Origin of the sequence: Blautia sp. An46 (assembly GCF_002161645.1) — a bacterium.
GTDB classification, from domain to species: domain Bacteria; phylum Bacillota; class Clostridia; order Lachnospirales; family Lachnospiraceae; genus Blautia; species Blautia ornithocaccae.
In genome coordinates, this window is record NZ_NFIF01000032.1 from 1 (window position 1) to 21324 (window position 21324).

The 21324-nt window shown below is 46.7% G+C and carries 20 protein-coding genes and 1 other annotated feature; of the genes, 5 read left to right on the forward strand and 15 right to left on the reverse strand.

The genetic code is table 11. The features are described from left to right. Nucleotides 1–156 precede the first annotated feature (156 nt). Nucleotides 157–1425 (forward strand): helix-turn-helix domain-containing protein, encoded by a 1269-nt coding sequence (locus B5G00_RS17550; protein WP_158229582.1) that lies wholly within the window; start codon nt 157–159, stop codon nt 1423–1425. A gap of 70 nt (nt 1426–1495) precedes the next feature. Here B5G00_RS17550 and B5G00_RS17555 read toward each other — a convergent pair whose 3' ends face one another. The 3 genes from B5G00_RS17555 to cysK form a co-directional block, all read right to left on the reverse strand. Continuing rightward, nucleotides 1496–1813: a DUF1540 domain-containing protein gene (locus B5G00_RS17555; protein ID WP_087274951.1), complete on the reverse strand. Its 318-nt coding sequence runs from the start codon at nt 1811–1813 to the stop codon at nt 1496–1498. A gap of 71 nt (nt 1814–1884) precedes the next feature. Beyond that, nucleotides 1885–3813 carry a threonine--tRNA ligase gene (thrS, locus tag B5G00_RS17560; RefSeq protein ID WP_087274952.1) on the reverse strand — a complete coding sequence of 643 codons (1929 nt, stop codon included), beginning with the start codon at nt 3811–3813 and terminating at the stop codon, nt 1885–1887. A 103-nt stretch (nt 3814–3916) separates the two neighbouring features. Then, nucleotides 3917–4125 (reverse strand) — a binding site (T-box leader). Between the two features lie 70 nt (nt 4126–4195). Next, complete coding sequence (gene cysK, locus B5G00_RS17565; protein ID WP_087274963.1) at nt 4196–5125, reverse strand: cysteine synthase A; 930 nt, start codon at nt 5123–5125, stop codon at nt 4196–4198. A 110-nt stretch (nt 5126–5235) separates the two neighbouring features. On the opposite strand from cysK, the gene B5G00_RS17570 reads away from it, so the two are divergent. Continuing rightward, nucleotides 5236–6084, forward strand: coding sequence for an AraC family transcriptional regulator (locus B5G00_RS17570; RefSeq protein ID WP_242971416.1), 849 nt, complete (start codon nt 5236–5238; stop codon nt 6082–6084). Nucleotides 6085–6087: 3 nt separating this feature from the next. Here the strand turns inward: B5G00_RS17570 and B5G00_RS17575 are convergent, their stop codons facing one another. The 9 genes from B5G00_RS17575 to B5G00_RS17615 form a co-directional block, all read right to left on the reverse strand. Next, nucleotides 6088–6858 carry a YdcF family protein gene (locus tag B5G00_RS17575; protein ID WP_087274953.1) on the reverse strand — a complete coding sequence of 257 codons (771 nt, stop codon included), beginning with the start codon at nt 6856–6858 and terminating at the stop codon, nt 6088–6090. Between the two features lie 63 nt (nt 6859–6921). After that, nucleotides 6922–7428: an SEC-C metal-binding domain-containing protein gene (locus B5G00_RS17580; protein WP_087274954.1), complete on the reverse strand. Its 507-nt coding sequence runs from the start codon at nt 7426–7428 to the stop codon at nt 6922–6924. A gap of 79 nt (nt 7429–7507) precedes the next feature. Next, nucleotides 7508–10078, reverse strand: a complete 2571-nt coding sequence (locus B5G00_RS17585) for a PEP/pyruvate-binding domain-containing protein (RefSeq protein WP_087274955.1) — start codon at nt 10076–10078, stop codon at nt 7508–7510. 157 nt (nt 10079–10235) lie between these two features. Then, the gene (locus B5G00_RS17590) at nt 10236–11558 is read right to left on the reverse strand and encodes an MATE family efflux transporter (protein ID WP_087274956.1); all 1323 of its coding nucleotides are present in this window, start codon (nt 11556–11558) and stop codon (nt 10236–10238) included. A 124-nt stretch (nt 11559–11682) separates the two neighbouring features. Beyond that, entirely contained in the window at nt 11683–14199 is a 2517-nt protein-coding gene (locus B5G00_RS17595; protein ID WP_162613526.1) for an ABC transporter permease, read from the reverse strand. Further along, on the reverse strand, nt 14183–14875 hold the full coding sequence (locus tag B5G00_RS17600) for an ABC transporter ATP-binding protein (protein ID WP_087274958.1): 693 nt from the start codon (nt 14873–14875) through the stop codon (nt 14183–14185). The genes B5G00_RS17595 and B5G00_RS17600 overlap by 17 nt, the downstream gene beginning before the upstream one ends. A gap of 98 nt (nt 14876–14973) precedes the next feature. Beyond that, complete coding sequence (locus B5G00_RS17605; RefSeq protein ID WP_087274959.1) at nt 14974–15903, reverse strand: sensor histidine kinase; 930 nt, start codon at nt 15901–15903, stop codon at nt 14974–14976. A 1-nt stretch (nt 15904) separates the two neighbouring features. Beyond that, a complete protein-coding gene (locus B5G00_RS17610; protein ID WP_087274965.1) occupies nt 15905–16585 on the reverse strand; it encodes a response regulator transcription factor in 681 nt (226 codons plus the stop codon). A gap of 74 nt (nt 16586–16659) precedes the next feature. After that, nucleotides 16660–17331 carry a YitT family protein gene (locus tag B5G00_RS17615; protein ID WP_242971417.1) on the reverse strand — a complete coding sequence of 224 codons (672 nt, stop codon included), beginning with the start codon at nt 17329–17331 and terminating at the stop codon, nt 16660–16662. 134 nt (nt 17332–17465) lie between these two features. On the opposite strand from B5G00_RS17615, the gene B5G00_RS17620 reads away from it, so the two are divergent. After that, nucleotides 17466–18293: a MerR family transcriptional regulator gene (locus B5G00_RS17620; RefSeq protein ID WP_087274960.1), complete on the forward strand. Its 828-nt coding sequence runs from the start codon at nt 17466–17468 to the stop codon at nt 18291–18293. A 340-nt stretch (nt 18294–18633) separates the two neighbouring features. Here B5G00_RS17620 and B5G00_RS17625 read toward each other — a convergent pair whose 3' ends face one another. Then, on the reverse strand, nt 18634–19578 hold the full coding sequence (locus B5G00_RS17625) for a M14 family zinc carboxypeptidase (RefSeq protein ID WP_087274961.1): 945 nt from the start codon (nt 19576–19578) through the stop codon (nt 18634–18636). Nucleotides 19579–19637: 59 nt separating this feature from the next. Between B5G00_RS17625 and B5G00_RS17630 the strand changes: the two genes are divergently transcribed. Continuing rightward, a complete protein-coding gene (locus tag B5G00_RS17630) occupies nt 19638–20471 on the forward strand; it encodes an HAD family hydrolase (RefSeq protein WP_087274962.1) in 834 nt (277 codons plus the stop codon). 155 nt (nt 20472–20626) lie between these two features. Next, nucleotides 20627–20785 (forward strand): hypothetical protein, encoded by a 159-nt coding sequence (locus B5G00_RS18945; RefSeq protein ID WP_162613527.1) that lies wholly within the window; start codon nt 20627–20629, stop codon nt 20783–20785. 94 nt (nt 20786–20879) lie between these two features. On the opposite strand, the gene B5G00_RS18950 is transcribed toward B5G00_RS18945, so the two are convergent. Both B5G00_RS18950 and B5G00_RS17635 read right to left on the reverse strand, forming a co-directional pair. After that, nucleotides 20880–21047: a hypothetical protein gene (locus tag B5G00_RS18950; RefSeq protein WP_162610342.1), complete on the reverse strand. Its 168-nt coding sequence runs from the start codon at nt 21045–21047 to the stop codon at nt 20880–20882. Nucleotides 21048–21060: 13 nt separating this feature from the next. Continuing rightward, nucleotides 21061–21324 (reverse strand): transposase (locus B5G00_RS17635; protein WP_140403181.1); only part of this gene is annotated, 264 nt, incomplete at its 5' end.

Below are 21324 nucleotides of genomic sequence, written 5' to 3' on the forward strand. Positions count from 1 at the left end.
CATTACATATGTAAGTCGTTAGTATTCATTATATATTAATTTTCTATAAAAACGTTAAGACTTTTTTTATGTTTTTCGGTACAATTTTTGTGTGGGTTGAAATTGCATAAAAATTATACTATAATAAATAAAAATATTACCAGTGGAGATATGTTTATGGATAATGTTCTTATAGATTTTACGAGGAAACTGTTCAGCGAATTACGGATTCCTGCACATACGCTTACTCTTCCCTTCCAATGGGATGACCAGTTCGACCTGGGGCTGAGAAAAACTCTTGTGAAAGATCCCAGCAATATTTTAAAGGATACCTTTCTGGATTTCGATAATCTTTTTGGCGATAAAGTGGAGATCATCTTCGGCGAGGATTTATTTACCTGCTGTTATCTGATACTTCCCCTGAATCCCTCACAGCTTTTTCTGGCCGGTCCTTTTATCTTTGAGCCTTCTGTGGTGGGAGATCTCATGGAGCTTTGCGAAAAGCTGAAAATATCAGGGACGTATCACACTTATATCAAGCAGTATTTCTCTACCCTGCCCAAAGTTCCAAGCAAAAGCTTCCTGGGAAGCTATGTAAAATGTCTGGCTGACCAGGTCTATGGACCGGGGAAATATGAGATACGCCGTCTGAAAAATCAAAGTTCTTTTGATTTTCATTTTGACGAAGCTCTGGAACCGGAGCCAAGTCTGGATACCATCAAAAGCATGGAAAACCGCTATGAAAACGAAGAAGCCATCATGGAATGTATTGCCCGGGGAGATTATGAAACTGCAGAGACCTATATGTACCGCCCTTCCTATCTCTCAGATCTGGAGCAGCGGCTCTCAGACACTATCCGGGATCAGAAAAACTATCTGATCATCGGCAACACCCTTTTCCGCAAGGCTGCCCAGAGAGGAAAGGTACATCCTATCTATCTGGACGAGCTGTCCAGTAAAATGGCAGCAAAGATTGAGAATATTACCTCTGTATCCCAGGTAGATCCTCTCAGGCGGGAAATGGTCCGGAAGTACTGCTTTTTAGTAAAGACCTACTCCACCAAGGGGTTCTCTCCCATTATCCAGAAGGTACTAAATTATATTGCCTTAAATCTGGCTTCTGATCTCACACTGAAGAATCTATCTTCTATTTTTTCTCTGAACAGCAGCTATCTTTCCGCCATGTTCAAGAAAGAAACAGGGACCACCCTTACTTCCTATGTAAACAGCAAGAGGATCGACAGGGCAGTATATCTTTTGAATACTCAGGTAGATTCTATCCAGGATATCGCTATTCTCTGCGGAATTCCGGATCTTACCTATTTTACCAAGCTGTTTAAAAAGGCAAAGGGAATGACTCCCACCAAGTACCGGGAGCTGATCACCCGAAAAGCAGAAGATGTCGATGAACAGGTAAATGCAGGTTCTCAGACGCCGCCTCGTTAGAAAAGTGTAAAGCAGCCCCGGAAATTTTCTGGTCCGAAAAGGATCCGAATAATTTCCGGGGCTTGATCATTTACTTTTTGTAAAAGCTTCCGCACATAGTCTCATCACATCTGCAGGCATTTGTTCCTGCAATGGTGATTTTTGCAGCGTCACATTTTTCCTGATCGTTGTAGGTACACTCACAGGCTTTACAGGCCACCTGGATAGTCTGAGTGGCTGTACCTGTTTCCATACTGTTCATAGCGCCTTCTTTTTTCTCTACAAAACTTTTGCAGCAGGTTTCATCCGGTCTCTGAGCGTTTGGTCCGTCTACCTGGATATCCCCTTTAGAACAGTATTCATTCTTGTTATACAGACAGGTTCTTGCTGTACAGCTTAATAATGGCATACATATTACCTCCTAAAATAGATTTATCAGAGATAATATGTGCCATTTCTTTATTTCTTATACATGGAAAATTACTTTTCTTCCTGTTCAGCCTTGCGGATTTCTTTTGAAGCAATCTCTTCCTGGATGTCTTTTATAAATTCTTCCAGTCCTTTCTGGCCTTCATCGCCCTGGAAACGGCTTCTCACAGATACTTTTTCTTCCTCTTCCTCTTTTGCTCCCACTACCAGCATGTAAGGAATCTTTTTCATCTGAGCTTCCCGGATCTTATAACCGATCTTCTCTGCTCTTGTATCGATTTCAGCCCGAACTCCTGCCTCTTTCAGTTTTTCCAGTACTTTCTGTCCATACTCCAGATGTTTGTCGGAAATGGGCAGCACCTTCACCTGTACCGGAGCCAGCCAGGTTGGGAAAGCTCCAGCGAAGTGCTCGATAAGGATACCGATAAATCTCTCGATAGAACCGAATACCACACGGTGGATCATGATCGGTCTGTGCTTCTCTCCATCTGCTCCTGTATATTCCAGTTCAAACCGCAGCGGCAGCTGGAAGTCAAGCTGGATAGTTCCGCACTGCCAGGTTCTTCCAATAGAATCTTCCAGGTGGAAATCGATCTTGGGTCCGTAGAAAGCTCCGTCTCCTTCATTTACAACATAGGGCAGCCCCAGGTCGTCTAATGCTCCCTGAAGAGCCTCTGTAGCCATCTCCCAGTCTTCATCACTTCCCATGCTGTCTTCCGGTCTGGTAGAAAGCTCTACATGATATTTAAAGCCAAACAGCTTATACACACTGTCGATCAGGTCTGCCACGCCTTTGATCTCATCTTTAATCTGTTCCGGTGTCATGAAAATATGGGCATCATCCTGGGTAAAGCAGCGCACACGCATAAGTCCGTGCATCTGTCCTGATTTTTCATGACGGTGTACGATTCCCAGTTCTCCCATACGGATAGGCAGGTCACGGTAGGAACGTGGCTCTGACTGATAAACCAGGATGCCTCCCGGACAGTTCATAGGCTTAATGGCAAAATCCTCATCATCGATAACTGTAGTATACATATTTTCTTTGTAGTGATCCCAGTGTCCGGAAGTCTCCCAGAGATGACGGCTTAACATGATTGGTGTAGAAATCTCCACATATCCTGCTTTCCGGTGGATCTCACGCCAGAAATCCAGAAGCTGATTCTTCAGCACCATTCCATTAGGCAGGAAAAATGGGAATCCAGGACCTTCTTCTCTCATCATGAACAGTCCCAATTCTTTTCCAAGCTTTCTGTGGTCACGTTTTTTCGCTTCCTCCAGCATATGGAGATATTCTTCCAGCTCTGCTTTCTTTGGAAAAGCAGTTCCGTAGATCCTCTGGAGCATTTTGTTCTTTTCATTTCCTCTCCAGTAAGCACCTGCCAGGCTGGTAAGCTTAAAAGCTTTTACATATTTTGTGCTCATCAGATGAGGTCCTGCGCACAAGTCTGTAAACTCTCCCTGAGAATAGAAGCTGATCACTGCATCTTCCGGCAGGTCTTCGATAAGCTCTACCTTATAGGGTTCGTCTTTTTCTTTAAAATATTCAATGGCTTCGTTTCTTGGCTTTTCAGATCTGGTAAGAGGAAGATTTTCCTTTACGATCTTTTTCATTTCTTTTTCAATTTTTTCCAGATCTTCTGCTGTAAATGGAGTCTCTCTGTCTACATCATAGTAAAAACCGTCTGCCACAGAAGGACCGATGGCCAGCTTTGTCTCCGGATAAAGTCTCTTAATGGCCTGAGCCATGATATGGGAAGCTGTATGGCGGAAGGCGCCCTTTCCCTTATCGTCATTAAAGGTAAGGATATTTAACTGACAATCCTTTTCCACAGGAGTTCTCAGGTCTACGATCTCTCCGTCGATTTCTCCTGCTGTAGCAGCTCTGGCCAGTCCCTCACTGATATCTGCTGCAATTTCAATAACAGATTTTGCTTCTGCGTATTCTTTCACAGAGCCGTCTTTTAAAGTAATTTTCATAATTCTATTCCTCCTGTTAATTTTCTGATTTTCTTGCCTTTTTATTGCCGGGGAACGAAATTTCTATACAAAAAGAAAAACCCCGTTCCCTCCGCCTTTCGGCAAAAGGGACGAGGCATATATTCTCGCGGTTCCACCCTGATTGAACCGGCATTTCTGCCGGAACCACTTCATTTGATGATAACGGAATCACCGGACCGGATTAGGGCCACTCCGAGGTAGTTTTCAAATGCTTCCGCGACAGGAGACTTCCAGCATATGCCTCCCTCTCTGGGACCTTCCACATTCTACTCTTCTCTTCAACGTGTTGACTTTCTTGTTCCATATTATATCTTACCTCAGAGGTTTGTCAACTGTTTTTTAGCCGGTCCCCTGTCTGTTTCTATTCTTCAAACAAAGGCGTGGAGAAATATCTCTCTGCTGTATCCGGAAGAATGGTCACTACCGTTTTTCCTTCACCCAATTTTTTTGCCAGCTTCATAGCTGCCGCCACGTTGGTTCCAGATGAGATTCCACACATAATTCCCTCCTTTGATGCCAGGTCGCGGGATGTCTGGATGGCTTCCTCGTCTGTTACGATACAGATATTATCATAAATTTGCGTATTCAGGATTGCCGGAATCAGACCGTCCCCGATCCCCATCTGGAGATGTGTGCCAATGGAGCCCCCAGAAAGGATTGCCGCATGCTCTGGCTCTGCTGCCCAGATTTCTATATGAGGATTTTTCTCTTTAAGAACTTCACCGATTCCCGTAATGGTACCGCCAGTACCGATTCCAGAACAGAAGCCGTCAATGGGACAGTCCGCCTGCTCCAGGATTTCGATTCCTGTCCGGGCTCTGTGCACTGCAGGATTTGCAGGATTTTCAAACTGCTGAGGCACAAAAACCCGCGGATCTTCCTCGGCCATTTTCAGAGCTGTATTCAGACATTCTTCAATACACTCTCCGATATTGCCTGCATCGTGTACCAGAACTACTTCCGCACCATAATGCTTCATCAGTTTTCTCCGCTCTTCACTGACAGAATCAGGCATGATAATCCTGGTTTTATACCCACGGACTGCCCCTACCAGCGCCAGACCGATTCCCTGATTGCCGCTGGTAGGTTCCACAATAATCGTTTCTTCATTAATAAGTCCTTTTTCCTCTGCATCACGTATCATGTTATAGGCAGTCCTGGTCTTAATAGAACCGCCTACATTAAGTCCTTCAAATTTCACAAGAATCTGCGCACTTCCTGCCTCTGTCATCCGTTCCAGACGAATCAGCGGCGTGTTTCCCATTGCCTCAAGAATATTATTATAAATCACTGTTATTTCCATACCTTTCCAAAAATCATTTCATTCAATTATTATATTACGATACCGGAAGAGCCTCAACTGATTTTTGCGAAATTTTCAGTGACAGAAGCAGATATCCTATGATAGACTTAAAAATATCATATTTTGAAACAGGTGATCTTATGTCGATTTTTTTCCGCAGCACACCAGTGCGGCAGCCTTTTGCTTTTGATTCTATAGGAAACCAGTGGATTCAGGACCCTATGTGCCGTCCGAAAGGATATCCTCTCTTTCACTATCTTCAGACAGAGACTGGAAAGGGGCAGATTAAAATCCAGGGAAAATCTTATATTTTAAATCCGGGAGAAGGCGTTCTGCTCTCTCCGTTTTTGGAGCATTCCTATGAAGGACTGGAAGGAATCTGGCAGACCTGCTTTGCCACCTTCACCGGTACTGCAGAAGACAGCATTACGAAAATGGTTGGGGGACGCCCCTTTGTCTTCACCGATACCTCTCAGGGAGAACGGATTGTCCATATTATCCAATCTGCGATCCTCCAATATCAAAATCCTCCTACAGACGAAAAGGCTCTGTCTGTGTGCTGCTATAACCTTCTTCTGGAATTTGTAGAAGGAGGCTACACCCATGATCTTGAAAAGGAGGAATTGTATAAGCGATATGTAGAGCCGGTAATGAAAGAAATAGAAAATCACTATAGTCTGGAACTTACTGTGGAAGAGCTCAGCAATCTGGTGTATATCACCCCTCAATATCTGTCCCGGCTTTTTGAACGTTTTTTAGGCTGCTCAACCTATGAGTATCTGACTTCTTTCCGAATAAACAAAGCAAAGGGCCTGCTCATCACAGACCCGCACTTAAAAATACAGGATATTGCCCGGCTGACTGGTTTCTCCAGCGTCAGTCATTTTATTACCATGTTCAAACGCACCGCTGGAGTTACTCCCCTGCAGTTTCGGAAGCTGAATTAAAAATCACAGATTTCCCACCAGTTTATCTTTTATCACGCAGAAAAATTCTCGAAAGAGATAATTGGGCAGAAGAAAAACATTGCTTTTTGCTCCAATCCCATAGACCTGCCAGTCTGTTTTCTTTCTGGCAATGGCCATGCCCCGGAACAGGTGAAAACCATTGGTCACGATCCCCACCTTCAGGCGCCGTGCTCTCCCTTCTGTCCCCTCTTCTCTTTCTGTTTTTTCTTTCAAAAGATTCCGGGTAAATTCAATATTCTGGCTGGTGCTGGCAGACCGGTCCTCTAGGATCAGCTGCTCCCGGTCCACTCCCTGGCGGAGCATCTCCTCATACATGCACCTGGCCTCTGAGATCCCTTCGTCAGGTCCCTTTCCCCCGGAAAGCACTGCCCTGGTTCCGGGGTTTTCTTTCAGATATTCACAGGCACTGTCTATTCTGTACTGCAGGGACAGGCTGGGCCTGGTTCCCATTACCTGGGCCCCCAGAACCACCAGATAATCCAGGTCTGGCTCAACAGGCAGAAACATAACAGAAACAATCACAGCCACTACCACCACCACGGAAACCAGAAGCAGGATTCCCATAGCACAGCAGAGCAGCTCTGCCTTTTTGGAAAGATTTTCTGTAAGGATCAAAATACCTGTCAACAGCAGTCCCGCTCCCAAACCAGCCCAGACTATGGGGAATTTGGAAGTCCAGCCCACGTATCTGGCAATTCCCACAAAATAGCCCAGGCACAGAAGTCCCAGCCATAGGAAGATGATTTCCGGCATAACTCTCCTTTCCGAAAAAAGAACCTTCTGCCCTCATCCGGCAAAAGGTTCCTTTGTTCTTTCCTATTTATTTCTGCCGCAGCAGTGTTTATATTTCTTGCCGCTTCCGCATGGACATGGATCATTCCGTCCAATCTTCGGTCCTTTTACAACAGTTCCGGATTTCTTCTGCTCCTTGTATAATTCTTTTCTCTTCTCTTCAGAAAAAATATTATTCCACTGGGGCAGTTCGTACAGCCAGTCCGCCTTTGCGTCTACCATGTTCTTGTACAGAGTCTCCAGATCGTAGCCCAGATTTACCTCTGTATCTTCTTCCATCTCTTCAATAGGATTTGGAACTTTCAGACTGTCGTTGATTCCGTCCAGGAAGCCCACCATTGTCATAACATCTACGTTATATTTTTCTGCAAGCTCTTTTACAGTACCTCTTACCACTTCGTCAGGATTGCTGAGAAGCTGTTCATAAATTCCCTTTTCAATCAAAAAATAATCTGTCCAGAATTTCTGCAGCTGGCCTCTGTCTGCCTGCTGGGAGTACGCTTTGTCTCTCCATTCCTGTAATAACGCCATATATCTTACCTGCCTTTTATATTTCTCTTGTTTTAATTTAACAGGTACAGTATATACGATATCTGATTATTTTTCAATCCTAACTTTCGGCAATTTGGCAAAGAGTCTCCCCGGACATAACATCGTTCCAGTAATAGAGGTCTTCCGGTTCCGTAACCCGGAACATGGGGAAAAGTTCCTCCATATCCGGACAGATCTGTGGGAAAAGATTTTCCTCTTCTGCAAAGAGTTCCGGATCATAAGCCAGCTTTCTCCTGTCTTCCCAAAGGGCACTGTAAAAGATCTCCGCCTCCACCATATCCTGGAACATATGGCTTCCGTAGCTCAGTTCCGGCATATAGCCAGCCCGGCTGTCCGAGACTTCGCAGATTCCGGAGACAGCGGAAATATCCGCAAAGGTTACCGGAACCCCCAGCTCCGGAGAGGATGTTCCTACCCTGCCGGGAGTCATGAGAAGAAGATTTTTCCCCGATCCCTTATAATACCGGTTAATCCTTCCTACAGCTTCTGCCACCTGGTGCTTCTTTCCGTAAGGATATTCATAATATAATTTCGGCTCGATCTGTATAACCACATGGATCTGTTTTTTCAGGGAATTGCCTACCGAGGAATCCTTCAGATGGAAAAATGTCTTTCCCTCTGAAAGACTGGGGATTTCCACTTTTCCCCCTCTGCTTCCCGTAAATAGAGGCCGGCACTGAAGAAGGTTCACCACAAAGTCCCCCTCCTCATCTATATTTACTGTGTATTCAATATCCACCGGATTTCCATAGACCTGTTCCAGTGTCTTCAAAAGCTTCTGCATAAGTCCGGTAAACTCCCGGTTCTCCAAAAGCTTCTGGCAAGTAACAAACCACACCTGGCGCCACCGTCCCATACGGTTCAGGGCCTCTTCTGCCTCATAGTCTCTCTCCATCACCGCCCGTTTATACCAGAGAGGCAGGATTTCCATAAGGGAATCTGTGCTTTTTGTGAGAAGATGATTTGCCCTGGTGTCCAGCACATCCACATTTTTCTGGGAAAACCGGTGTTTATCCGCCACATTGGTCTGCATGGATACGGCGGGACGGTCCAGATTTACCAGCCTTGGATAATCGTTCTCCGTCCGGTCTACGGCCCTGGTCCCAAGGCCTGCCACCAGCCGGAGCATTCCGGCGCTCTGATCCATGTCTTTGCTCCACTTATAGGCGCTGTAACTATATCCCACTCCTGCCGCCGCAGGGAAGAAATAATCTCCCCAGTGAGAGCCGGAAACTCGCTGGACCAGCACAGCCATCTGTTCGTCCTGGTGTTCCAGGCCTCTCTGTTTCCGGTACTCCAAAGCAGATATATCCATAATACTGGCGTAAACTCTCCGCACTGCATCCTCAAAGACCTTCAGCCGCTCTTCCAGTGTTCCCTGATTTACACAGAACACAGACTCATATTTTCCCGCAAAGGCGTTGCCGAATCCGTCTTCCAGGAAACTGGAAGAACGGACGATAATGGGACTCTGTCCGAAATATTCCAGCACCGAGCGGAATTTTTCCCGGATATTGGAAGGAAACTCTCCGGAGAGCAGGGCCTGCTGAAGCTGTCCGGCTTTCTCAAAATAGCCTTCTTCTGTCCGCTGGGCGATCCTGGTCTCCCAGCAGTTATTGGAAACAATATAGGTATAAAATACGTCCGAACCAATGTAATAGGAATCGTGGGCCTCCCTGTGTGCCCGGTATTCCGGCAGAAGGGTATTCACGATCTTCCTGGCCAGGAGCATACCGCAAGCCTTTCCTCCAATAGCGCCGCTGCCAATCATCCGGTCCCGGAGTTTGAAATAATCTTTGGGTTTAAAATATTTCTTCAGCATTTCCTGAAGCCGCTTATCCTTAGTCATGGTACTTTCCAGGATCTGATTTTCCGTCTCTTCCCGGAACCTTCCCTGCTGATACTCCAGCTTCGCCATGGAAAAGAACCGGTCATGGCTGTCAAAGTTCTGGTCCTGCTTCTGGGCCTCTTCCTCTTCCAGGATCTGATAGTACCGGCTTAAAGCCACGCCTCCGTCTACCGCCTTAAAATCTTCCAGATCCATACTGCAGGAATGAGGAAGGAACATTTTGGCAGAATACCGGTTCCACACCTTTAAGGGATGGACATAAAGCTTATCCCCTGTGTGGACGTCTAAAAGCAGCTGGGTGGTATCCCGGATCCTGGCCACAGCGTCAAAGGAATGCCTTCCTCTGAGAAGGGGAAAATAGGCTACTGTATCCAGCTTAAACAGATAAGGGCAGGTCACCCGGAAAAAGTTCCCCATCATCAGGTCCGTATACCAGACAGACTGAAGGGAAGAAAGACTGTCAAACACATAAAAAGCGTCTTTCCCCTCTATAGTGATCCGGTTGTAAATATCCACAGTAAAGGCCTCAAAGCCTTTATCCGGATTAAACTCAAAGATCTTCAGCCCTTCTCTGGGGGAAAGAAGGGGCTCATGGTCTGCAAACCGCATATAGATCAGATTTCTCCTGTCACCAATGGCCTGTTCTACAAAAGGCTCCATAAAATACCGGAATTCCTCCAGATCTGTCACCTGCCACACTACGTTGTCTCCCATACGGATATAATCCAGCAGATCATCCAGACCTGGTATACCGCTTAAAACTCTGTCAAAGGCTCCCATAAATAACCTCCTGATAAAAATTGAAAGGCGCTGACAGAGTTCTCTCTCCGTCAGCGCCTTTGCTGAATCCCTGACTCCCGCTCTCAGCGGGATATTTTACTTTCTGAATATAAGTATAACAGATATTTTTTTCTATGGCTATATCTCTTTTCTATTTTTAAAAGACGCTTCCCTTTTCTTCCCGTATCCACCGAAACAGAAGCACTGCCGCCAGGATGGCAGTGAGGCAATCTGAAACTGCCTGAGAAGCCAGGACGCCATTGTAGCCAAAAGTTTTTGAAGCCAGGAAGATCACAATAGCGAAGATCACACCCTGTCTGCTCACAGACAGGAGGAAGGCCCCCAGAGCTTTTCCCGCAGACTGAAAAGTACTTGTGGTCACCAGCACCACGGCGATAAAGATCATTCCCGCCTGCTGGAAGCGGAGCATTGGAACTCCCAGATCAATGATCCCGGGATCCTTCATAAAAATCCGGATCAGTGCCGGGGCCGCTGCTGTTCCGCATTCAACTCCATAGCTGAATTTCAGAATGTCTTTCAGCCGCCTGCTGTTTTTCGCTCCGTAATTGTAGCCAATGAGAGGCTGGACGCCAAAAGCCAGTCCCACCAGTACCAGCACTGCGATGAGGTTTACCTTCATCACGATCCCCATAGCCGCCACAGCGTCATTTCCATAGGGGAGGAGAAAACGGTTTGTAAGGGCCATTCCCAGGCTCTGCATTAAATTTGTAACAGAAGCCGGAATCCCAATGGCAAAAATCTGTCCCAGTTCTCCCTTTTGGATATGAAATCCTCTGGGATCCACAGACAGCCGCCTGCTTTTTTTCAGAAGGAACCACAGGAAAAACAGATCTGTACAGATATTTCCGATCACCGTGGCAATAGCAGCACCTGCAGCCCCCATCCCCAGGGTAAAGATAAAGACCGGATCCAGGATCATGTTCACCACAGCCCCCAGGATACTTCCCACCATGGAAGCAGTGGCAAATCCCTCTGTCCGCAGAAGGTTCAGGGGTGTATAGGACACAATGATAAAGGGAGCGCCCAGGGCAATGTAGGTATAGTACTGGGAGGCATAGGTCATGGTATCCCTGTCCGCCCCTAAAAGAGTAAGTACAGGCCCTCTAAATAGCAGAAGAAGCACAGTCACCAGGATTCCGCAGGCAATAGCGCCGTAAAAGCAAAACACACTGAGGCGCTTCCCGTCTTTATCCAGCTTCTGCCCGAAAAGCCGGGAGATCACCGAGCTTCCTCCCAGTCCGAAAATATCTCCCAGAGCGACCATCAGGGTAAAAACAGGAGCGCTTAAAGAAACTCCCGCCACCAGATCTGTATTTCCGGTCTGGGCGATAAAAAAGGTATCCACCATATTATAGACCAGGGAAACCACCATGCTGAACACCACCGGCAGGGCAAAAGTGAAATAGGCCCTGGGAATAGGCGCCTTCTCAAATAAGTCGTTTTTACTGTCTTCTTTCATTTTCAAAGTTCCTCCTGTTTTTCCTTGCTGCAGCATACTTTGCCAAAACTTTTGCAAAATCTGCATTCTGTATAAAAGTATAGCAAAAGATCCAGGACATGCCAAGCACGGAAAACTACAGGACCTACTCTTCCCTGATCCGCTCCACAACAGTCTCCCGGCACATTTTCCGGTAATGATATCTGGGAACTCCCCAGGCTATAAGGGCCAGAAGGGGAATGGCCAGAAGGCTGACTGCTATGGAAGGGTGATAGGCAAAGTAGAAGCTCCTGCCTGCGGTCCTTGCGATCACTTCTCGCATAAGAGGTATCCCTGCTGTATCCGCAAGCAGAAGAGCTGCCAGGAAATAGATTCCTCCTTCGGTACACAGCATTCTCAGAACCTGCTTTCTGGTCATGCCTACCGCTTCCAGCAAAGACAGCTCCTTCTTCCTGCTGATCACAGACACCGCCGAAGTATTGAAAAAGTTCAGTACGCCGATCACAAACAGCACCCCGCACAAAAGTCCCAGGATCAGCATATATTTTCCGGCAAACTGGCTGCACTGCTGCTCCAGTTCCATGCGGGAGTCCATGAGAAGCTGAGGCTTATCAGTCAGATAGTCTTCCAGCCATTTTCCCAGTGCTTTCTCCTCTCCTTCCTCTGCCTCGATCCCCACAGTCATCGCCCCCGGATTTCCTCCCATCTGAAGATAAGTCTTTTCCGGAAGGTAAAAAGAAATATCATAATAAGTATCTGCTCCAAAAGGATACTCCAGATCATAAGGCACGGCCCCCGCCCCCAGGACCTGGAACTCTCTCTTCTGACCTCCAAGCTCAAGGGTGATCCTGTCCCCCGGTTCTGAATATCCCCCAAAGCCGTAGATACTGGCGGAAACGATCACATAGTCTCCCTGTATAAATTCCTGCCAGGTACAGGAGCTGTCCAGAAATTCCATTTTCTCAAAGGCCGCCTGGTTGATTCCCAGTACATGGGAAGGTATCTGTCTGCTTTCCAGGCGCTTTCTCTCTTCCTGGGCCCAAGTACTGTCGTAAATTTCTTCTTTTTCTGCAAGATCCATCATATTTTCCAGAATCTTATACTCTTTCTCGCTCAGGAGATGGAGTTCCTCTGTGTCATAGAAACAGGCCAGGCTTTCTATGCCTTCCTGACTCCGGATATCCCCTAATATCTCGGGAGTCAGTGCATTCAGATCGGCATACTGAGCCATAGTTCCGGATCCTGTGATCTTAAAGTCCGAAGAAATATAAGTATCTATATAAATGTCAAAATCAAACCCTTTCTGTATTGTATAGATACAGTTCAGAAGGAAGATGGGAAGGGTCAGGGAGAACACCACCAGTACAGATTTCTTCCAGGTTCTTTTCATATTTTCCAGGGCCATGATCCCCGGAGTGACCTTATGGCCTTTTCTCTCCCGGTTCCGGGCAGACCCTTCCGTCATCCGCACCGCTTCCACAGGAGACACTTTCGCTACAATATGGCAGGGACGCATACAGGCAATATAGACCGTAGCCAGGGAGAAAAGAACGGCAGTCAGAAAGATCCAGGGACTGGTGCTGACCAGAACTTCCGGGGATTCTGCCCCCAGATCCGATTCCAGAAGATAAGGCACCATGGCCCTGCCGGCCAGCCACCCAAGGAGCAGGCCAATGGGAATCCCTATTCCGGACAGGAGCAGGGCCTGCCTTCGGACGATCCCCTTTAACTGCCTTCCCGTAGTCCCGATATTCTTCAGAAGCCCATAGGCCCGGATATCATTTTTTACCGATATCTGAAACACGTTATAAATGATCAGATAACCGGACAGGAAGACCAGAAAAACCACTGCCCCTACCGTGGCAAAAGGAAAACCATCTTCTCCGAAAAGCCTGTCATAAGCCGGGGGAATATCCATCCTGGCGGGAGTATCGGACACATGATAAAGTTCCTCGATCTCTTCCTTATACTGGTTCAGCTTAAAGATATTGTCAAACCACAGGCTCAGATTATAGTCCCCCTCAAAATCTCCCATTGCAATGTACTCCTCTGTGGCGGTTTTCATATGGGCCAGACAGTAATCTCTGGAAACCCACACCATCTGGGCCTTTGGCAAAGGATCTCCTTTCCAGAAACCGCTGAGCCGGAAATCCTCGGTAATCTGTTTTCCCGAAGCACTATAGGTAAGAGTCACGGTACTGCCGATCTTGTGAGGTACACCCAGCAGATCCAGAACAATAGTGCTGACAGCCGCCTCCTTCTCCCCCTGGGGGAGTGTTCCTTGGGTAGGCAGGCACTGATAACTCCTGGCCCCGTTTTCATCTGCATAACGGATTTCTGTGGAGATGGTCTGCAGCTCTTCATTTTCCGCCACCGACAGAAAAATCGTGTAGCCCATCTCTTTGATCTTGTCATACTGGCTGATCTGGCGAAACTGTTCTTCTGTAAGGTCCTGAACAGAAATCTGGCTGGAATCCATACTGGTCCGCATCTCCTGATTCATAGTGGAGCGGAGCACAGAAACTGCCGCCGTAAAAGAAGCGGTAAACATTACTGCAGTCATAATCACTGCCAGGACCGCTATGATATTTCTCCCCCGGTTAATCTTCAGAAAACGCCTGGTCAGAAGCCAGATGGTCTTTCTGCTATTCACCAATACCATAGTCATCACTTCCCTTCACCAGTTTTCCGTCTTCAATGTGCAAGATCCGGTCCGCTGTCTGAGCGATCTCTTCATTATGAGTGATCATCACCATGGTCTGGTGAAACTGCTGGCAGGTGATCCGCAGCAGACTCAGCACATCCTGGCTGGTCCGGCTGTCCAGGTTCCCTGTGGGCTCGTCAGCCAGCAAAATGGCCGGCTTTGCCGCCAGAGCCCTGGCAATGGCCACCCTCTGCTGCTGCCCTCCGGAAAGCTGGCTGGGAAGACTGTTTTTTTTCTTTTCCAGGCCCAGCATGCGGATCACATTTTCCAGATACTCCCTGTCCGGCTTTTTGCCGTCCAGCCCCAGGGGCAGGGTGATATTCTCCATAACGTTCAGCATAGGGACCAGATTATAGCTCTGGAATACAAAGCCAATATTCCTCCGCCGGAAGATAGTCAGCTCTTCCTCCTTCATGGAAGACAAATCTTTTCCATCGATCAGTACCGTTCCGCCGGTAGGAATATCCAGCCCTCCCATCATATGGAGAAGGGTGGACTTTCCGCTGCCGCTGGTCCCAACCACCGCCAGAAATTCTCCTTTTTCCACAGAGAAACTGACCCCGTCCAGGGCTTTCACCAGAGTCTCTCCCTTTCCGTATATTTTTCTCAGATCTTTTACTTCCAGTATTTTCATAATGCCTCCTTTTCCCCGGTATCCTGTTCAAACCCAAAGGCCCGGATTTCTTTAAGGACAGGATAGCAGAAAAAAATCTCCAGACCGTTTCTGAAATATCACAGTCTGGAGACATTTTCTCTTTTTTCACTGGGAAGAAATACGGAAAAGACACTTCCCTCCCCTTTCTTTGAAGAAACCTTGATATATCCTCCCTGGCTTCTGACAATTTCTCTTGCCAGATACAGGCCCAGTCCTACCCCTTCCTCTGAAAGGACGTCCCGGCTCCGGTAAAACCTTTGAAAGATCTCCGGCAGTTCTTCCTCTTCTATTCCGATTCCCGTATCCCGGACGTCGATCCTGGAAAACAGGCTGTAAGAAACCACTTCCAGGGTAACTTTTCCACCAGCCGGCGTATATTTCACTGCGTTATCCACCAGATTCATCAGGGCTTCCCTGGTCCACTTCCGGTCAAACCAGGCATAGACTTTCTCTTTCCCTGGCTTTACCTCAAGGGATATCTGTTTCTCTCCGGCTTTCTGTTCCATAAGGCTTTTTACCTGGCAGGCCAGTTCACCCAGCTCCCCCTTTTGAGGGACTGTCTGTATGATCCCGTTTTCCAGCCTGGATATTTTCACCAGGGAATCCAGGAGAAACTGAAGCTTTTCTCCCTGCTGGCGGATCACGGTCCCATATTCTCTCATCTGAGGATCTGTACAGTCTTCTTCCAGAAGCTGGCTGTATACCAGGATATTGGAAATGGGTATAGCCGTCTGATGGGAAATATCCGATATCATAGTCTGTACACGCTCTTTACGCTGATTCAGATTTTCTTCTGCCAGTCTGCTGTCCTCCAGAAAGCGGGCCATGGAATTTTCCACAGAGGATACCATGGTCTCATCGATCTCTTCCTGGCGGAAGCTTCCGCTCCTGGCCTTTTCCAGCATAGACTCCAGCCGTTCCAGAAGCCGCCGCTCTTTCTGTCTTCCATAAAGGCAGACCCCTGCTGCCAAAACAAGCATTCCTGTTCCAAATATTATCATTTCCATATCACTGTGCTGCCCAGGTATATCCGATCCCGTATACCGTTTTGATGTATCTGGGATTTTTACTGTCTTCCTCGATCTTGTCCCTCAGCCGCTTGATAGCCACTGTCAGGGCATGTTCATCTACAAATTCTGTATCTCCGCTCCATACTTCATCAATAAGATAGGTCCTCTTTAAAGTAGTGCCTTTGTTCTCCAGCAGTTTTCTCAGAAGCCGCTGTTCTGTCTTGCTGAACTCTACTTCCCTGCCTCTTACCTGAAAGACCAGCCGCTGAAAATCAAAAGAAAAAGGGCCTTCCTGATACAGTGTCTGCCCGGACATATCCTGCTGTCTTAACTGTACTCCTGCCCTGGCTCTTAAAACCATCAGGCTGAAAGGCTTGGTAATATAGTCATTGGCCCCCAGCTCCAGCCCCATAACAATATCCGTTTCCATATTATTGGCGGTAATGATGATCACCGGCACGGCGCTCTTTGCCCGGATCTCCTGAAGAAAATCCAGTCCGTTTCCGTCTGGAAGGTTCAGATCCAGAAGAATCAGCCGGACTTTTTCTTTCTTCAGCAGTTCCCTGGCCTCTTCTATGGTCTGGCACTGGAGAAAAGTACAGTCTTCCCTTCTGAGAGCCAGCCGGATCCCGTCATTTAATTTTCTGTCGTCTTCTAAAATCAGAATCTTGTTCATAATCTCCTTTTCCTCCAACTACTATTATGGGAGTTCTCATGGAAAAGGCAAGATATTTTTAAGGATAAATTTCTGTTCTACTCTCCCTGAGCCTGGACCTTGGATGTTTCGGATATCTTGTCCTTCCCAAAGTTCTGTACCAGATCGATAAGGAAAGAAGAGATCGTAACTGTAATCAGTGAAAAAGCAATCCGTAAAACCGGAATATAAGTCAGGGAAAGTCCCAGGACTACCAGGTCTGTAAAAAGATAAGACCTGGACAGCCGCCAGCGGGTCACTCTGGATATGGTCAGGGCCAGGGCGTCGTCACCGCCGCTGGAGCCTCCCTGACGGACAATGATCCCTACGCCGATTCCCACGAAAAGTCCTCCTGCCACAGCCGCCGCCAGGGGATATTCGGACAGATCCGGCAGCATAGGAGGAAACAACTCCCAGAATTTATAGAACAGGGAAACACTTAACGTAGAGATCATGGAAATCTTGATAAACTGTCCTCCCAGATATTTAAAAGCCAGCAGATAACAGGAAATATCCAGAACCGAAGTGATAGCCGAAGGGGAGATCCCCAGCCACCGCTCTACCAGGAGCATCATACCGATAACCCCGCCTTCTGTGATCCCCGTGCGCTGGTGGATATTGTGTATGCCAAAGGTACAGATTCCTGCCCCCAGTATGATCAAAAGGATTTTTTTCCAGGTGAGTCCCTCTGTGAGCTTATTTTTTATAGTCAATAACCAGTTTGTCTTCACAAAAACGCCTCCTTGTGTTTTCTCTTCTGGAACTTTATAATAAAGGATATAGTAACTATAATGTCAAGAGATCCTGGATAAATTTTGCACAGTCAGTGTTTCCATCCTGGATTATTTTGTTCAAAGGAGGCAGCATGGAGAACTTATTTTCCATCGGAGAAGTGGCCCGATATCAGAAAATTTCAAAGCAGACCCTGATCTTCTATGACAAAATCGGCCTGTTTCGTCCCGATTATATAGATCCCAATAACGGATACCGGTACTACAGTGCCAAGCAGCTGGACTACCTGGATACCATTCTCATTATGAAGAAAATCGGGTTTTCTCTCAGCGAGATCAAAGAACATATGCAGCACTATACCATTGACAGCAGTCTGGCTGCCATGAAAAACCAGCTCTCGGTCATTGACAGCAGGATCCAGGAACTGTTCATGATCCGGAGCCGTCTGGTGAACCGCTGCCAGCAGATGGAAGAAACCAGGGGACTCCGGGGAAAAGAAAGCTCTGTGTTCCTGGAAGATATCAGCTCCCAATACATCCTGGTCCAGTCTGTAGAAGAGCCTTACACCCTCCGGGAGATCAGCATTGCCACCAAACAGTGCTTTTCCGATTCTTTTCAGAAACAGCTTCCTGTATTTTTTCAATGCGGGGTAGTCGTCCCTTTGGAGCGTATCCTGGAAGGTCGTTATACAGAGGCTTCCCACGCTTTTCTTCCCATAGAGAAAACCGACAAAGCCGAAAATATCCGTAAGCTTCCCGCCGGGAAATGCGCAGGGATCTATCATGTGGGAGATTACCTTTCCATTGGCCGTTCCTATGAAAAGATCCTGAAGTACTGCCGGAGCCATAACCTGAAAATCTGCTCAGATTCCTACGAATTCTGTATCAATGATTATATTACTTCTTATGACGAAAATGAGTATATTACCAAGATCTTATTTTATGTAACTTCTGATAATTAGAAAAGGAACTCTGCCATTACCCAAAATCGCTATTTTTATCAAGGCATTTTCCTACAGAATCGCTATTTTTAAATTCCGCTTTTCCTGCAAAATCGCTATTTTTATAACAGCTCGCAATTTTTTTCTGAAATATGTATAGATTTTCCTCTCCCGGCAATACTAGAAATAGTCCACGGAGGGATGGCACAAATGGGTGGCGCTTTCCGCAGACGACCAAAGAAAAAGTAGAAATACTTTATCCTCCCCTTTTAATAAGGCTGCCACGGTAAGGGGGTACGGCAGTAAGATACTTTTTACCGCAGCAGCCTTTGTACATAGCAGGGATCCCGAAAAACTCTTTTTACAGAGACAGCAGAGTCTCCTCCCAGACGCCCCGGTTCCTTCTGAGGATCTCCCGGAAGGCGGAAGGGGGCAGGGGAGACTCTGCTTTTCCTATTTCAATGGTGAGGCTGGGGATCTTCCTTTCTTTTACGGCCCAGTCCTTGTAGCCTGCCGGGTCCAGGTAATCCCAGCCTTCCGGCAGGCCGTATCCTGTGATCCGCTGTATCCGCTCTCCAAAGTTGCGGCATATTCTCCGGAATTCTCCTTTTTGTCCGAAATCCCAGTAAATGACTTCTCCAGAGGAATGATAGCTGACTGTCCTTTGAAACTTTTCCTGCCTGGTAAGCTCTGCCAGTGCTTTAGACTCTTCCTGATCCTCCGGGGCCTGACCTTTGTATCCTTCCCTGGAGGGCTGTCCCTTCAGATCATGGTATTCTTCCCAGAAAGCCTGAAAATTCCGGTTCAGATCCACGCCCCGGGCATTGGCCTTCCACTTTCTGTAATAGGGGCCGCAGGGCATTCTCCCCCCTTCTCTCTCCCCGATCTTCCATACCTGTTTCTGAAGTTGGGGATCTCTAATCCCTCTGGGGCCCTGCTGGCTGATGGTAACCCCGTCGGGGTTGGCCATGGGCACCACATAGACAGCCTTCCCCCTTAGCAGTTCTTTATAGGAATGGCCCTTATAAGTTTCTTCCCGGTACAGTTTTGTGAGAAATTCTGCAGTCTGTTCCATAAGAAGCTGGCTGGTCATATATTCTCTTCCGTGAATAGCGCCGAATAAGAAAATCTTTTCCCCGGCGTCCGCCCGTCCCAGGATAAAGCAGTAAATTTCCCTTTTATCTGCCGTTTTTCCCAGAGTTTTCAATTCCATAGTTTCCGGAAAAGCCCTGGCGAATATTTCCAGATCCTTTTCCAGGTCCTGATAAGTATATCCCCAAAATCTGCGGCCAAGTTGTTTATACATTGACGGATACCTCAAAAATTATTATAATAATAGATATTCTAGACAAGGGAGATTAAGAAGTGAAGAACCTGAAACGACTTCTTGCACTCATAGGAGTTATCCTTCTGGCAGGCATGTATGTCCTTACATTGATCTTTGCCCTGACGGATAATTCTGCTGCAGGCAATATGCTGATGGCTTCTCTCTTCGGAACGGTGATCATACCAGTGTTGATCTACGCCATACTTCTGGTATACAAGTGGACCCGTCCGGAAGATGAAGTGATTCCAAAGATCCTGGCGGAAACTTCCGAAATCGATACGCTGATCTTTGACATTGGCAAAGTTCTTGTCCGCTATGACTGGAAGAAATTACTGCGGGATCTGAAATATGATGAAGAAACAGCCCAGGCTGTGGCAAAAGCTGTATTTCTCAGTAACACCTGGACAGAGGGTGACCGGGGAATCCTTTCAGAAGAAGAGCTTTTGCAGGCTTTCATAAATAATGATCCTGCTCATGAAAAACAGATCCGAGAGACATTTGAACGGATGGGAGAGACCATTCGTGTTTATTCTTACACAAAGAGCTGGCTGACATATTTTAAAAAGCGGGGATATAAGCTTTATATCCTGTCTAACTTCTCAAAGCCCCTCTTTGACCGGTGTCAGAAAGAAATGAAATTCCTGGATTTTATGGATGGAGGCTATATGTCCTGGCAGATCCACTGCTTAAAGCCTGATCCAAAGATCTATCAGAAGCTGATAAAAGATTTTGATATTGAGCCTTCTAAGGCAGTCTTTATCGATGACCTTCTGGACAATGTGGCAGAGGCCAGAGCCCAGGGGCTTCATGCCGTACACTTCACCGGCAGAAAAAGCGCTATGCGCCAGTTAGCAGATTTCGGTGTCAAATAAGAGAGAAGAGACGCTCCCACGGAAATCCGGCATATAGAAAGCCCGGAATTTCTGTGAGACTGTCTCTTCTTTTTTTCTGTTTTCCATGATATGATATAGATACATGGGAACGTGAAATCTGGAAAATCCTGAATTATCAGGGAGAGGATATCAAGGTGGACATTCCTGAAGATGGCAACTACTGTTATATGGTCGCTGATGAAAATAAAGCTCTTTGGGATATTACAGAGCTGGTAGATATGGAAGTCATCGGAGATATGGAAGACTGGGAGGGCGTAAAATTTTCTGTGTCTATGGGAAAAATTCTTCTTTGATAAGAAACAGATATGTATAATTGTCTTGTCGGAACTTCTGCTTTTTGGCTGTCGAATTACTTATCTGTTTATAGTATTACCCATTTGACTCATGTTATACATGAATTTTAAGATTTTTTGCAGCACAAATAACGGCATCTGTAATCCCTTTTTCGTGGGCTCTGCCCACACCCGGCCTCAGGAATAAGCTGGGATTTTCTGGGAATACTATAAATGCCGAAGGAATAAGGGGAAGACAGGAGCGGAATAGTTTTTCATCCACTCCTGTTTTCCTTTTACAGGTATGCTGTCAGTCTCTCATCGTATAAAAGAATCAGTTGGTTCAACACTTGATCCCAGTTCCGATAACGCTGCGTCCACTTCTTTGTTACATTTCTGCTCGCAAGAAACAGCATCTTTTCAAGAGCGGTATCGCTTGGGAACACACTCTTTGTCTTTGTGACTTTCCTGTATTGACGGTTCAGCCCTTCTATGATGTTTGTGGTATACATAATTCTGCGGATATCTCCGGAAAACTGGAAGAAAGAACTCACATCTTC